The 13269-nt window shown below is 46.5% G+C and carries 14 protein-coding genes; all 14 read left to right on the top strand.

All coding sequences use genetic code 11. From position 1 onward, the window contains the following. Positions 1-8: 8 nt before the first annotated feature. The 14 genes from OC23_RS17095 (at position 9) to OC23_RS17030 (ending at position 13263) form a co-directional block, all read left to right on the top strand. Complete coding sequence (locus tag OC23_RS17095; protein ID WP_038346185.1) at positions 9-503, top strand: type IV pilin protein; 495 nt, start codon at positions 9-11, stop codon at positions 501-503. Beyond that, on the top strand, positions 497-961 hold the full coding sequence (locus OC23_RS17090; protein WP_038346184.1) for a type IV pilin protein: 465 nt from the start codon (positions 497-499) through the stop codon (positions 959-961). The genes OC23_RS17095 and OC23_RS17090 overlap by 7 nt, the downstream gene beginning before the upstream one ends. A 319-nt stretch (positions 962-1280) precedes the next feature. Beyond that, positions 1281-1799 carry a GspH/FimT family pseudopilin gene (locus tag OC23_RS17085; RefSeq protein ID WP_038346183.1) on the top strand — a complete coding sequence of 173 codons (519 nt, stop codon included), beginning with the start codon at positions 1281-1283 and terminating at the stop codon, positions 1797-1799. After that, complete coding sequence (gene pilV, locus OC23_RS17080; protein ID WP_038346182.1) at positions 1796-2281, top strand: type IV pilus modification protein PilV; 486 nt, start codon at positions 1796-1798, stop codon at positions 2279-2281. The genes OC23_RS17085 and pilV overlap by 4 nt, the downstream gene beginning before the upstream one ends. Position 2282: 1 nt before the next feature. Further along, entirely contained in the window at positions 2283-3311 is a 1029-nt protein-coding gene (locus OC23_RS17075; RefSeq protein ID WP_038346181.1) for a PilW family protein, read from the top strand. Then, positions 3308-4039, top strand: a complete 732-nt coding sequence (locus OC23_RS17070) for a PilX N-terminal domain-containing pilus assembly protein (protein ID WP_038346180.1) — start codon at positions 3308-3310, stop codon at positions 4037-4039. The genes OC23_RS17075 and OC23_RS17070 overlap by 4 nt, the downstream gene beginning before the upstream one ends. A 12-nt stretch (positions 4040-4051) precedes the next feature. After that, positions 4052-8569 (top strand): PilC/PilY family type IV pilus protein, encoded by a 4518-nt coding sequence (locus OC23_RS17065; protein WP_038346179.1) that lies wholly within the window; start codon positions 4052-4054, stop codon positions 8567-8569. Further along, entirely contained in the window at positions 8553-9116 is a 564-nt protein-coding gene (locus tag OC23_RS17060; protein ID WP_038346178.1) for a type IV pilin protein, read from the top strand. Before OC23_RS17065 ends, OC23_RS17060 begins: the two co-directional genes overlap by 17 nt. Positions 9117-9279: 163 nt before the next feature. Beyond that, positions 9280-9537 (top strand): 30S ribosomal protein S16, encoded by a 258-nt coding sequence (gene rpsP, locus OC23_RS17055; protein WP_004776006.1) that lies wholly within the window; start codon positions 9280-9282, stop codon positions 9535-9537. Between the two features lie 16 nt (positions 9538-9553). Beyond that, positions 9554-10102, top strand: coding sequence for a ribosome maturation factor RimM (gene rimM / locus OC23_RS17050; RefSeq protein WP_038346177.1), 549 nt, complete (start codon positions 9554-9556; stop codon positions 10100-10102). A gap of 45 nt (positions 10103-10147) precedes the next feature. Continuing rightward, positions 10148-10888: a tRNA (guanosine(37)-N1)-methyltransferase TrmD gene (gene trmD / locus OC23_RS17045; RefSeq protein WP_038346176.1), complete on the top strand. Its 741-nt coding sequence runs from the start codon at positions 10148-10150 to the stop codon at positions 10886-10888. A 192-nt stretch (positions 10889-11080) separates the two neighbouring features. Then, positions 11081-11452 carry a 50S ribosomal protein L19 gene (gene rplS, locus OC23_RS17040; RefSeq protein WP_004657502.1) on the top strand — a complete coding sequence of 124 codons (372 nt, stop codon included), beginning with the start codon at positions 11081-11083 and terminating at the stop codon, positions 11450-11452. Positions 11453-11590: 138 nt separating this feature from the next. Beyond that, the gene (gene truB / locus OC23_RS17035; RefSeq protein ID WP_038346175.1) at positions 11591-12484 is read left to right on the top strand and encodes a tRNA pseudouridine(55) synthase TruB; all 894 of its coding nucleotides are present in this window, start codon (positions 11591-11593) and stop codon (positions 12482-12484) included. An 11-nt stretch (positions 12485-12495) separates the two neighbouring features. Then, entirely contained in the window at positions 12496-13263 is a 768-nt protein-coding gene (locus OC23_RS17030; RefSeq protein WP_038346174.1) for a sulfite exporter TauE/SafE family protein, read from the top strand. The last annotated feature ends 6 nt before the right edge of the window (positions 13264-13269 follow it).

Below are 13269 nucleotides of genomic sequence, written 5' to 3'. Positions count from 1 at the left end.
AATGAGTCATGTTAAACAATAGATTCACTCCACCGAAGGGATTTACGTTAGTGGAACTGATGATCGTGCTGGTAATTGTCGCCATTCTGGCGGCAATAGCGATACCGAGTTATCAGGTTTATGCCCGCCGGGCGCTGGCTTCTCAAGCGCAACAAGAAGTACAGCGGCTAGCAACAGAGCTGGAAAAACATAAAAGCCGTAATTTTAATTATATTAACTTTTCGACCATACCTAACGCGTCTCCAGCCACGAATCAGGTGGTTTTACCTGCTGGTGCTACAGGTTCGGCAATCAAATATACAATCACGGTACAAGATGGTGATGATCCGACCAAAACGCTCTTCGCGAGTGACGTTAATGGACAGAGCTGGATCATTCGTGCCCAGGCAACTGACGCAAAAAACTGGAGTTTTGTTCTGAACAGTAATGGTCTACGCTGTAAAAGGCAGGATACCACGATTGCCCTGGACTGTTCCGGGGCCGGAGTCGAACGAACATGGTAAAACAAAATGCAGGATTTACATTAATTGAATTGATGATCGTGGTCGCGATTGTTGCAATCTTGGCGGCTGTGGCTTACCCCTCGTATCAGGATTATGTCCGGAGAACCAAACGTGTGGATGCGCAGGCAGATATGATCGAGCTTGCCGGACGTTTGCAACGCTACAGAATAGCGAATTTTACATTTTTAAAATCCGATGGCAGCACACCGATCGCAATTGCTGATGTTGGGCACACGGGGACACTGCCAACTTCGGGTGGGACAGCGTTATATACTTTGGCACTATCCAATGTTACTGCAGGTACCTGGACGCTCACGGCGACTCCAACGGGAGCGCAAACCGGAGACGGACATCTGGTTTTAAACCATCGCGGAGAGCGCTGCTGGACCAAAGGCTCTGATAAAAACAACGGAAGGGCATGTGTTCCATCTGCAACCAGCAACTGGGATGGCCGTTAAGCCGATAACCTTCCTGGAGTGATAAAAAAAGCAAACCTGTTCGGGGTTTGCTTTTTTTATGGGAAATTGGAAGTAACTATTTAACATTATTAACAATAATAACAAGTGAATGTGATCAAATTAACACTTATCTGCTGTTCTATACCTTTTATCCCCTAATGGTAGATTTTTGTGTATTTTAGGTAGAAATTGATAGCTAAACATGAAAACAATCACGAAAAATAATGCGTCTCTCACTTATATAATCAATTGATTTTACTTACTTAAAATAACTGAGATTCACATTACAACAAAAAGATTTGTGCATATGGAGGACTGTATGCAACAAGCACATGATGACATCGGGCAGTGCGCTATATCGTCTTGCCACAATCCATACAGCCGGGCGCGACATTGCGCCGGATTCACGATGGTTGAACTGATCATTACCATCGCCGTTTTAGCCATTATTGCATTAATGGCCGCACCCTCATTTGCCACCATGTATAACCGCCAAAAGCTGGAGTCCTCGGCGCGAGAGCTGGTGATGAAGGTGTCAGAAGCCAGAAGCCAGGCCGTTTTGCTACGTCAAAGTACAGGTTTATGTCTGGCCTCCTTATCCATCGAAGACTGTGCAACTGCAGTTGCAATTCCCAAAACGGAAACACAACGGATTTTTAGTGTCGCTTTAGAAAGCGGGGTATCCAAAACCAGTACATCAGCGACCAGCCTGAGTTTCAGAAGCAATGGCAGTATTGCTGCACAAAAAGACTTTATGCTGGCAAGTCAGGGCCTGACGTACTGTATCCGGGTAGGCGTGATCGGTGACACTATCGTCACGGAAGGAGCCTGTCCATGAAGCTAAAACAGCAAGGCGTTGGGCTGGTCGAGGTACTGGTGGCCCTGGTTTTACTGGCCATCGGGGTATTGGGCTTTGCGGCCTTGCAGCTGCGGGCGGTGGACTCCAGTCTGGAAGCCAATAAACAGGTGATCGCCTTAACGATTGCGCGTGATCTGGCAGAGAAAATGCGTGCCAATCCACAGGCGACCCGGGCCGGAAAATATAAGGTTGCCGCGGTAGAGGTCCCGGCAACCACAGTATCAAATGTAGCGGATAAACCGGAAAAGATTGCAATACAGGATTTGCAAAATGCAGCCCTGCAAGCCAAAGACAGCGGGATGAACCTGGCTGTAGATCAATGCCCGACAGGCACTAACCGGCAATGTATTTATGTCGCCTGGGATGAGACCAATCTGGCAGGAGAGAAGGGAATTGCCTCATGTATCAAGGATGGGGCTTACGTTTCCGGATCACATTGCCTGTTTCTGGAGGCTTATTAAAATGGATAAAAGCCTTGCAGCCTGCAAACCTTATAGCAACAGCCAATCCGGCTTTACCCTGATCGAGCTGATGATCTCGCTCACTTTAGGGCTATTGATTGTTGCAGCGGCCATACAGCTGTTTATTACCGGAATTACCAGTTACAAACTGCAAAAAGCCATGGCACATATTCAGGACAATGCCAGTCTAGGCCTGAATTTTATTGTCGATGATATCCGTAAAGCCAACCTGAGTTCGCCTGTACCTGCGGTCAATGACCAGATCGGGTATGCCGGAATTTTACTGACCTCAAACAATGTCGGTGAAAAAATTGACCTGAATTGTGCAGACTGTTTTGCCAATAACCAGATCACCAGTTTTGGCAATGCCAATGTGACCGGTTATACCAACGATCAGTTGCTCATCCGTTATCAGGCGCCACAAGGCGGACTGGACTGTTCGGGTAAGGATGTGAGTCGCGGGACATTTGTGGTACAGCGTTATTATGTGGGTTCAACCGAAAAGGATGCACGCCAGTCTCTACGCTGTCAGGCGGCTCAATATAGCCCGTCGGCACTTGATGCAAAAACACCGACCGATCGCTTAAAACTTGCCTGGCAAGACAGTCAGGTGATTTTACCCAATGTCGATTTCTTTCAGGTACGTTTTGGCTATATGGATGGTGATCTCAACAGTGCCAACAGTACCCTGGCTTATGCCGATATCAAAAACTATATGGCCTTAAAGGCAGCAGTAAAAAATATTGATGGCATTACGCAAACGGTCCGGCCACATGTGCATGCAATCCAGATCGGGGTGCTGGTACGTTCTGATGACAAGACAGGTAACCAGTCGATTATCAAAGAACGCAATAAGGAACCCTTTCAGGTTCTGGGGACTTCGGTCAAGCTGACACCCGCCTATCAGGACAATTATTTGCGTCAGGTCGTGAATCAGACCGTGTCTTTAAGGAATGCAATGGGCTGGGTTGCAGAAGGATGTGATAGCAGTAAAAGCAAAACCTGTACAAATGGGGAGGCTGGCTCATGATTCAGGCTCAACGTGGTGCGACACTGATTGTAGTACTGATGATCTTGTTAATGATTACGATTATCGGGACACTGGCAATACGGCAAAGTGTGAGTTCACTCAAACTGGTCAGTAATCACCAGATTCAGACCTTGCTGGCACAAAATGCCGATGCGGCCCTGATGTATTTTCAAGACCCCAATACCCAGCAAAATCTGGCTTCTGCCAATGGTATAGTGGGATTCTTTAAAAATGAAAATAATAAAAATGCCGAGCTGGTGTTCTGTTTTTCAGGTGCAGATCCCTTTGCATTAAGTAAAGCGGGTTACCGGCTAAATAGCCAGTCTTTTAATATCAATAGCTCCGGTGCCGGGGCCTGTACTGAAACTTCGTCCAAAACCTCAAGTGGCCGTAAACAGGTGGTGACCCAGGTTTATATCAAAAGACAGTTAACACCGACCCAACCGTTTGCCGATCTATCACGTGGAACAGAAGTGCTGGGTGCAAAAACTGAAAACAATATCCGCTTGCGTGTCTATGTGGTGTCGGTGATGCAGGGGCTACTGACCGCAGATGCGTTATTTAAAGCAGACAATGATCCGGGCAAAGGATGCCTGACAAAAAGCATAGACAACAATGGCATCAATGATGTAGCCAACTGCCTTAAACAAAATACTGAAAAACCGATATATAACATACAAGTCGCAGAATATCGTTTCTTGTCTGACTTTGAACCGGCCGGTTCATAAGGGAGAAATGCCATGAATAATAACAAGATGAAGAAACTTAACCGCTTTGCAAAGCAACAGAACAATAAAGGCAAAGGCTTGTGGTTCAGCTGTACGGTATTGTCCGGTATTTTCATTCTTTGCTCTGCTGCATCTGCCAGCGATATCGAGATTTATCAGCCGGCCTCCGGTAATAAAAAACGGTTGATGCTGATGGTGGACCAGTCTCGTAGCATGGGCGGGGCAGGACTGCTGGATTTGGTGAAAGATTATCCGCTTTGTGTTGATCAGGGGGTTACCGATGTACTGGGTAAAAACGGCCTAAACCTCGGTATCAAGGTTGCAGATCAAACCGATCTCATCAATGTCACAAAAGAAGCCACGGATCTGATTAACCAGGCCATTTTAAAAGGGGTACTCGGTAATGGGCAGGGGCAAGGAATTTTGGATTCTATTGCCGAGATCAAGACTGAACAGCCAAGCACAGCTTATCCATTTCCGCGTCAATCCTGTACGATTGTGACCACAGATGCAACCGTCAAGCTATTGGATAATTTGCTGAATGGGCTGTTAGGGGTAAAAACAGGCTTGTCGGCAGAACAGTACATTCGTGAAACCTGTGATCCGCTGATCGACATCAGCTTGCTCAAATCCATTACCAACTCTTCTACCGTCGGCATCTATCGTTGTTATGATAAAAATTCCCGTGTCCGGATGGCATTGACAGATGTATTGAAAGGCAAGAAAGGTGAAGCGGGTCTGCCAGATATGGAACAGATTCCCGATAACACCATGGTCGGTTTATCAATTTCTCCTTATAACCATATAGCGAATGATCGTGCTGGCGCCATTGTTTTTGAGCCCAAGCTACTGAGTGATGTCTATACCTATAATGGTAAAACCCAGACCCATCGGCAGCATATGATTGACTATATTGCCAGTGCCAATATGGACTCGAAAGGGGAGTTTAATTTGCAGGGTTTATTGACCATCGTGCCAAAATTGGTGGGCGGCTTGCTCAACGATGTGGTCGCAACCCTCGGAAAAATCTTAAGTAATCCGCTGGATGCAGTAAGTGAACTATTAAATCTGGAAAATACCAATAATGCCTTAAACGATGTACTGAATATGTTGGGACTGGGCGGCAATAATCCGATGGCCAGTACCTATGCGGAAACGGGTGCATATTTGTTAGGCAATACCACCAAAGGCACGGGGGCGCGGCAGTATGCAAAACGTAATGCCTTACTGGGAATTGGCGGCATATCGCTGATCTGGACCGATTACGAGTGTAAGGGCTGGAAATCGGACGGGATGACCTGTAATAACTGGGACTATGCCGGTTTATTAGGAGTAAATACTTCCGGATATAAAAAGGTCGATGGAAATTTATTAAATCTGCTGGGGATTTTACAGGTCGGCAAACAAGAAATATTTTATGAATACCGTGCCGATGTTAATGCGAAATATAGCGGTTTTACAGATAGCCAAAAGAATAACAGTACAATTAATCCATTGATTAAGAGCAATGGTAATTTTTATCAGGCTCCCTCTACTGCTCCCCAATGTGATGCCAATGGTCTAATGGTGATTGCAGGCGGTGTGCCAACCATTGCCCCAACCTTAACCGATGCCTTGTTGCAGCCACAGGGAAGCCAGTCCGATGCAACCAAGGTGGCGATAGAGCGTTTAATGGCGCGTTCGCTGGATAATAGCCAAAGCCTGAATATTCAATATAAGGATGGCCGTTTGAATGATAATTGGGGATTCAGATGTAATTCAACAGAATTGAGGGCAACAACCTTAGGCAACAATAAAAATGCAAATGACAATACCGACTTTGCAACCTGGCAATGTATTGGTGCCTATGCACGAGACATCCGGGCATTAAAAACCAATCCGATCAAAACCGCTGTGATTGGTCTGGATCGCTCTTTCCTGCAACTTCCGCAATATATCGCCGGACAGGAAAATAGTAGTGATACCAAGGGGCTGAACCAGATTGCAACCACCAATGTCGCACAGGATCAGTTACTGACAGGGATTGTACCCAAAGCGGTCAGGGACTTGCTGGGGGCAACAGGCTCACTTCTGGACGGCCTATTGCCAAACAGCCTGATTGGAAGCGGGTTGACCACAAGTATTACCAGTCTGTTAGACCGTTTATTACCGCGTAACCCCGAAGACATCAAGAATATGGCCCGCTGGGGCGTAATTGGCGGGGGAGGCTGGTATAACGCGGCCAATAGCCAGAATATTGCGCAAAGCATCAAGGATTTTCATGACAATTTAGGCGTAACCGATGGTGACCCGATCGGATTGCAAACCATTCCTGAAGATCCGCTTACCCCATACCGGATGAGTAACGATGTCTATAAAAGCATGTTTGAACCGACTGAAAAAGCCAGCTGGATCGGTAACTTCAAAAAATACTATGTTGAAACAGACAACTCGGTAAACAAACTCAAAGATGCCTGGGATATTTCAGCAAGCAGTTATGATGTACAGGACTGGGACAAAGGCGGCTTACTGGCCAGACTTAGAAATCTGAAGAATAAAACCGATAATTCAGATCCGGCCAAGCCGGTTATTACAGAACGTAAGGTTCTGGTTAATCGCGACTGTCAGCAAATTGACAATAGCACTGCCTATCAATTCACTGAGGTGGGCGCCTTAAAGACCATTAACAATACGTATCTGGATGTCAAATGTGGCTCCGGTACAACAGCCCGCCCAGATGACAAAGGCTATCTGCTCATGAATGTGCTGGGATATAACGTGGGTAATGCGGCAACCACGGCAGATCTGACAGAGGCGAACCGGACCAACTGGAAAGTGGGCATGAACCTGCATTCGACGCCGGTAAAATTGACTCAGGAAGCGGTCTTTAATGCCGATAACAGTGTCAAAGAACGCAAGGACTATATGTTGTTTGGTACCACACAAGGGATGTTACATGTGGTTGATGCCAAAACCGGTGAAGAAAGTTTTGCATTTGTGCCCAATGAAATGCTTGAAAATGCAAAACAGAGTAAGGCATTTCTGGAAAAGCCATCTGGTGTAAAAGCAGATATGGCGTATGGCGTTGATGGTGCCTGGACCATTTATAGTGAATATGCCTACGGGATGAAAGCACTCAGTAGTGGTAGCGCCAGCAGTGAAATTGTTGCGACTGTGGGCGAGATCAGAAGCGATGGTAAAGTTGTGGCCAAAGGCAAGCAGATTGCGTATGGCGGCTTGCGTATGGGAGGCCGCAGTTACTATGCCCTGGACCTGAGTGATATTAACCAGCCCAAACTGAAATTTCATATTGATCCAGATCACAACCGTATTATCAGCCTTCAGGCAGACGGAACGTATAAGACCACCACCAATACCGCTTTGGCGCTTATGGGGCAGAGCTGGTCTAAGCCGACCATTACCAGCATTATGTATAACGGTGCTGCCAGACGCGTGATGGTGGTGGGTGGCGGCTATGATATGGAGTATGAAAAAATCACTCCAAGCCTTTCAAATGCGACCAAAGGCCGTATGGTGTATATGTTTGATGCAGAGACGGGTGAGCTGATCTGGTATGCCGGGGGCGATAACCAAAGTACATCATGTGGAGCGGGTGATAGCAACCATGGCATGAAAATGAAGGACTTATATAGTGTGGTGAGCCGGATCAATGCAGTGGATCGAGACGGGGATGGACTGGCTGATCATCTTTATTTTGGTGATTTGGGAGGACAAGTCTGGCGGATCGATTTGAATAAGGATCTTGGAACCAAAGATAGCGGATGTGGCAGCTACACCATGCTGTTTAAAGATAGCAGTAGCCGTTTCTATGAAGCTCCCAATTTTAGTGTCTACGGTTATGAACAACCTCTGGCTGTGGTGAGTATCGCTTCAGGCAACCGTAGCCTGCCCTATAGTGACAAGAGCTCTGGCAGCACCGTTTACAATATTTTTGATCAGGATGTAGTACGCCGTAACTTCACTGCCCAAGACAACGGCAATAACAGCACACCGAAACTGTTACCGGCTGACCTTAAACTGATGCTGACGGCCAGTGATCTAAAAGGCAAAAATCTGGCCCAAGTCAGAACCATGATGCCAAATGGCTGGTATGTACAGGCCAGTAGCGTGATTGGAAAAGAACTGGATGCCCAAGGCAACGAGACTGATTTAAGCAGCCAGAGCGGAAGTAAGGTTCTGGGTGAAATGGTGGTGATGAACAAGAGCCTCTATGTCAGTGTCTATAACCCAAATACTACTGCTGGGAATGGTTGTAAGATTCAAGCCAATGGGGCCACCACCGTGCAACGTTATTGCCTGCCTTTCGGAGTCTGTGAACAGGACGTAAAAGACAGCCCGATGAGTTTTGGGGCCGGACATGGAATTGTTGAATCGATGGTGGGGGCAGGTATTGGACTCAATGACAAGAATGGTATGACCCGTCAGTTACTCAATCCGAATGCCAAGGATAAAATCGGAAATAGTAAATTGTCGGCAAATACCATGCGTCGCCAACTGGTTCCGCTGACCTGGTATGAACGTAATGAATAGCAGCCGATTATTTGAAATCAGGGCATCGGCTGCGACTACCGGCCGTTCTGTCCATGCGCCGGGCTGTGATCCGGCAGGTACCGGGCGGGCGGGTTTTACCCTTATTGAACTGATGATTACGGTTGCGATGGTTGCAATTATTGCAGCGGTCGCGATCCCGGGTTATCAGGTTTATATCCGCCGTGCCGAGTTGACTACGGCACAGCAGGAAATGCTGAAGGTCGCTGAACTGCTGGAAAAGCATCGGGTACGCAACTTTAGCTATGATGGTTTTGTACTCAAAGGCACCCCGGCCAATCAGGGGCCTTATTACTCGGTCGCAAGCGCTACCGATCAGACGCTGCTGTTACCTTTAGATGCCATCAGCGGCAAACAGAAATTCACGCTCAGCCTGACGCTGAATACACAAAGCTGGTCGCTTAAGGCAGTGAGTCAAAGCCCGCGAAATGATTCCTTGCTGCTGACCAGCTCAGGCTATAAATGTAAGACCAGAACTCCGGCAAATATCACGGACCAGACTTGTGGACTGGGTAGCGAAGACTGGTAAGCTGGCAGATTTTAACAATTAAATTCAAAGCTGTGGATAAGCCGAAAAATAATCTTTATTTCATGGACAATTTAACGTAGAATATCGCCCTCTATGAAAGGGGTTTGAAATGTTGCCGGTGGTCGGCGCAGGGATAATCCGTAAAAATTATAAGGTTGTTCTCATGGTTGTTATTCGTTTAGCGCGCGGTGGTGCAAAAAAACGTCCATTCTATCAAATCGTTGTAACTGATAGCCGTAACGCACGTGACGGTCGTTTCATCGAACGTATCGGTTTCTTTAACCCAACTGCACAAGGTAAGGCTGAAAAAGTTCGTTTAGACGCTGACCGTTTTGCTCACTGGGTTGCTCAAGGTGCTCAACCTTCAGAACGCGTTGCTTCTTTAGCTGCTCAAGCTAAAAAAGCTGCAACTGCTGCTTAATTGTAGTAGGTAGCCCATGACATCGACACCGAATGTGCCAGAAGATCGTATTCAGATTGGACAGTTACGTTCAGCTTATGGATTGAATGGGTGGCTCTGGGTTTATTCAAATACTGAACCGATGAGCAATATGTTTGACTACCTTCCTTGGTACGTTGAGACCAAGGCTGGGTGGCAAACCATGGATGTAAAACGTTGGAAACCACATGGCAAAGGCCTGGTTGTGGCATTAAAGGGCGTAAATGATCGCACTGCTGCAGAAAACCTGGTTGGCGCAAATATCTGGATTGCCAAATCACAGCTTCCAAAAGCAGATGTAGACGAGTATTACTGGTCTGATCTCAAAGGCTTAACCGTGTTGGGTCTTGGAGAGGATGAACAGGAAGTCAATCTCGGTCAAATCTACGAACTGTTTGAAACCGGTGCCAATGATGTCATGGTGGTCAAAGCGACTGCCGACAGTGTTGATGCTGAAGAGCGAATGATTCCGTGGCATAAAGATGTGGTACAACGCGTTGATCTTGAAGCTGGTCGTATTTACGTCAACTGGGGCGTAGACTACTAATCCTTTTAGGGAAAGTAGCGCAGCAGGAAAATAGAGGAGTCTGCGGTGTTTTTTGCAGTCATCACATTGTTTCCTGAAATGTTTGAAGCGATTACAGCGTACGGGATTAGCGGACGTGCAGCAAAGCGTGACATCGTGCAAGTGACTTGCATTAACCCACGAGATTTTGCTGAGGGCAATTACAAGCGAGTGGATGAACGTCCTTTCGGTGGTGGCCCGGGTATGGTGATGATGGCTGAGCCTTTGGCAAAAGCAATTAATCATGCCAAACAACTTGCTTCACAAGCAGGCTGTGTTCATGCCCCAGTGGTGTATATGTCACCGCAAGGCAAAACCTTAAATGAACAGGCAGTACAACAATTCGTTGATTATGATGGTTTGATTGTATTGTGTGGGCGTTATGAGGGCGTCGATGAGCGTTTAATCCAGCATTATGTTGATCAGGAATGGTCAATCGGGGATTACGTGTTGTCGGGTGGTGAACTTCCTGCCATGGTGTTGCTCGATAGTATTATTCGCCGTTTGCCCAATGTCATGACTGACGAGCAATCAGCGATCCAGGATTCTTTTGTGGATGGTCTGCTGGATTGTCCACAATATACCAAGCCAGACCATTTTGAAGGGCTGGATGTGCCTGAGGTACTTAAATCAGGACATCATGCCAATATTGAGAAATGGCGTTTTTTGCAGCGTTATCAACGGACTTTAGAACGTCGGCCAGAACTGGTTGAAAAAGTAACGTTGAGCAAACAGCAAATGAAATGGTTAAAAAATTCGAAAGGTTAAACTGATAGCAGTTGATCTTCGTACACAACGAGAAGCTTTGCTTCGAGTTCTACTTAAACGTTGTTTAAGTTAAAAATAGGCTCTTTAAGATGTTCGTCTTAAGGGGAAAGTTAAACGAGAGATATGCGCTTTAGCCTCTATCCTCAGCGGTGTCAGAGACCTCTTCTCTCCCGCACATATTGGAGATTCCACATGAGTGGTAAACATCCTTTAGTTCAAGCTGTTGAAAATGCACAGTTAAAATCAGACATCCCTGCTTTTGCACCGGGCGATACAGTTATCGTTCAAGTTAAAGTAAAAGAGGGTGACCGTGAGCGTCTTCAGGCATTTGAAGGTGTTGTAATCGCGAAGAAAAACCGTGGTTTAAACTCTGCTTTCACAGTTCGTAAAATCTCTAGCGGTGTTGGTGTTGAGCGTGTTTTCCAAACTCACTCTCCAATCGTTGCTAAGATCGAAGTGAAACGTCGTGGTGACGTTCGTCGTGCTAAACTTTACTACCTACGCGAGTTGTCTGGTAAAGCTGCACGTATTCGTGAAAAGTTACCAGCTCGTAAACAAGGTTAATTTTAACTTTGTTGTAAAGCAAAAAAATGCGCCTTTGGCGCATTTTTTTATGTCTGTATCGGCTGAAAAGCCAATCCTTTTCTAAATCTTTGGCCTAGTTTTGCTAAAATAGGTCTTTATGCTTTGACTTTTCTTTTTATGAAAAAAAGTGCTTACCGTCATTTAAGCGGTGTGTTCCTATTAAACAAGCCTTTAGGCTTAAGTTCTAACTCGGCACTACAAAAGGTACGCCGTCTATTCAATGCACAAAAGGCGGGCCATACCGGAGCGCTTGACCCCTTGGCGACCGGATTGTTGCCGATCTGTCTGGGGGAAGCGACCAAATTTTCACATTATTTACTTGATTCAACCAAACGTTATCAAACCACGGTCAAGTTAGGCCAAACCACCGCGACAGGTGATGTGGAAGGTGAAATTCTCCAGCAGAGAGAAGTACCGGCTTTAACAGCAGAAGGTATTGAACAGGTACTGGCAGAGTTCAGAGGTGATATTCAGCAAGTTCCGCCGATGTATTCAGCATTGAAACGTGAAGGCCGCCCGTTATATGAATTGGCACGGCAGGGAATCGAGATTGAACGTGCCGCACGTCCGGTCAGCATTTATGATTTAAAGCTAGTCGATTTTACCGAAGATAGCCTGACCCTGGATGTGACCTGCTCGAAAGGTACCTATATTCGTGTATTGGGCGAAGATATTGGTGAGGCTTTGGGTTGCGGTGGACACCTCACCAAGCTACATCGTACCCAAACCGGACATTTTGAGATTAATCCAGACTATACCATTGAATATCTTGAAAGCCTGACCCAAGAACAGCGCGATGCGTTATTGTTGCCTGTGTATGCACCCGTCGAGCATTTTCCACGCGTGCAGTTGCCGGAAGGCCGTGAAAAATATTTCGGCAATGGTCAGGAAAGCAATATTGATCATGAAGCTGCGCCTGAAGTGCTGGTGTTTGATGGCGAACGTTGTCTGGGGCTGGCTGAAATCACGGATAAAAAACGTCTGGTACCTAAACGTCTGTTAAATCTGTAAGGATATTGTCCATGGAATGGGAACTGATTCTGACACTGGTGTTCTTTGCTTTTTGTGCAGGAACCATTGATGCCGCCGTTGGTGGTGGTGGGCTGATTCAGATTCCCGCCTTGATGGGTGCCTTACCTCAAACTGCACCTGCCACCTTATTTGGTACCAATAAGCTGGCATCCATTTTTGGGACAGGCTCGGCTGCATTTTCCTTTGTGCGACGGGTGAAATTGCAATGGTCGCTGTTGGGCGTGATTGCGCTGTTTGCCTTTATCAGCTCCTTTATGGGGGCCGCCTGTGTATCGCTGATTCCCACTCATATCTTAAGACCGATTGTCTTGGTGATGCTGATTGTGATTGCGGTTTATACCTTCGCCAAAAAGCAGTTTGGGCAAGTGCATGTGGAGCAGCAGATTACCCCAAAGTTACTGCTGCTTGCTGCAATCGGTAGTTTAGCCATTGGTTTCTATGACGGTATTTTTGGTCCGGGTACAGGCAGTTTCTTTATTTTCTTTTTTATCCGTTTTCTACAGGTCGATTTTTTACATGCTTCGGCATTGGCAAAGATTGGCAATTTAATGACCAATCTGGCCGCATTAAGCTTCTTCGTTCCTACAGGTCATGTGCTGTTTGCCTTGGGCCTGATGATGGCGGTTGCCAATATTGCCGGTTCATTACTGGGGGTCCGCTTGGCTTTAAAATATGGCAGTGGCTTTATCCGTATTTTATTCCTGATTTTGGTGAGTATCTTGATTTGCCGCTTGGGCTATCAGATCATTGTAGGATAGAGGCTT

Origin of the sequence: Acinetobacter sp. A47, from assembly GCF_000805455.1 — a bacterium.
Lineage (GTDB): Bacteria > Pseudomonadota > Gammaproteobacteria > Pseudomonadales > Moraxellaceae > Acinetobacter.
The sequence above is the reverse complement of the archived record's forward strand: the minus strand, read 5'-3'. Positions and strand labels throughout refer to the sequence as shown.

Bases quoted from the DNA above. Each gene is read 5' to 3' on its own strand.
- OC23_RS17095 (WP_038346185.1), top strand. From the start codon at position 9: ATGTTAAACAATAGATTCACTCCACCGAAGGGATTTACGTTAGTGGAA.
- OC23_RS17090 (WP_038346184.1), top strand. From the start codon at position 497: ATGGTAAAACAAAATGCAGGATTTACATTAATTGAATTGATGATCGTG.
- OC23_RS17085 (WP_038346183.1), top strand. From the start codon at position 1,281: ATGCAACAAGCACATGATGACATCGGGCAGTGCGCTATATCGTCTTGC.
- pilV (WP_038346182.1), top strand. From the start codon at position 1,796: ATGAAGCTAAAACAGCAAGGCGTTGGGCTGGTCGAGGTACTGGTGGCC.
- OC23_RS17075 (WP_038346181.1), top strand. From the start codon at position 2,283: ATGGATAAAAGCCTTGCAGCCTGCAAACCTTATAGCAACAGCCAATCC.
- OC23_RS17070 (WP_038346180.1), top strand. From the start codon at position 3,308: ATGATTCAGGCTCAACGTGGTGCGACACTGATTGTAGTACTGATGATC.
- OC23_RS17065 (WP_038346179.1), top strand. From the start codon at position 4,052: ATGAATAATAACAAGATGAAGAAACTTAACCGCTTTGCAAAGCAACAG.
- OC23_RS17060 (WP_038346178.1), top strand. From the start codon at position 8,553: ATGAACGTAATGAATAGCAGCCGATTATTTGAAATCAGGGCATCGGCT.
- rpsP (WP_004776006.1), top strand. From the start codon at position 9,280: ATGGTTGTTATTCGTTTAGCGCGCGGTGGTGCAAAAAAACGTCCATTC.
- rimM (WP_038346177.1), top strand. From the start codon at position 9,554: ATGACATCGACACCGAATGTGCCAGAAGATCGTATTCAGATTGGACAG.
- rplS (WP_004657502.1), top strand. From the start codon at position 11,081: ATGAGTGGTAAACATCCTTTAGTTCAAGCTGTTGAAAATGCACAGTTA.
- truB (WP_038346175.1), top strand. From the start codon at position 11,591: ATGAAAAAAAGTGCTTACCGTCATTTAAGCGGTGTGTTCCTATTAAAC.
- OC23_RS17030 (WP_038346174.1), top strand. From the start codon at position 12,496: ATGGAATGGGAACTGATTCTGACACTGGTGTTCTTTGCTTTTTGTGCA.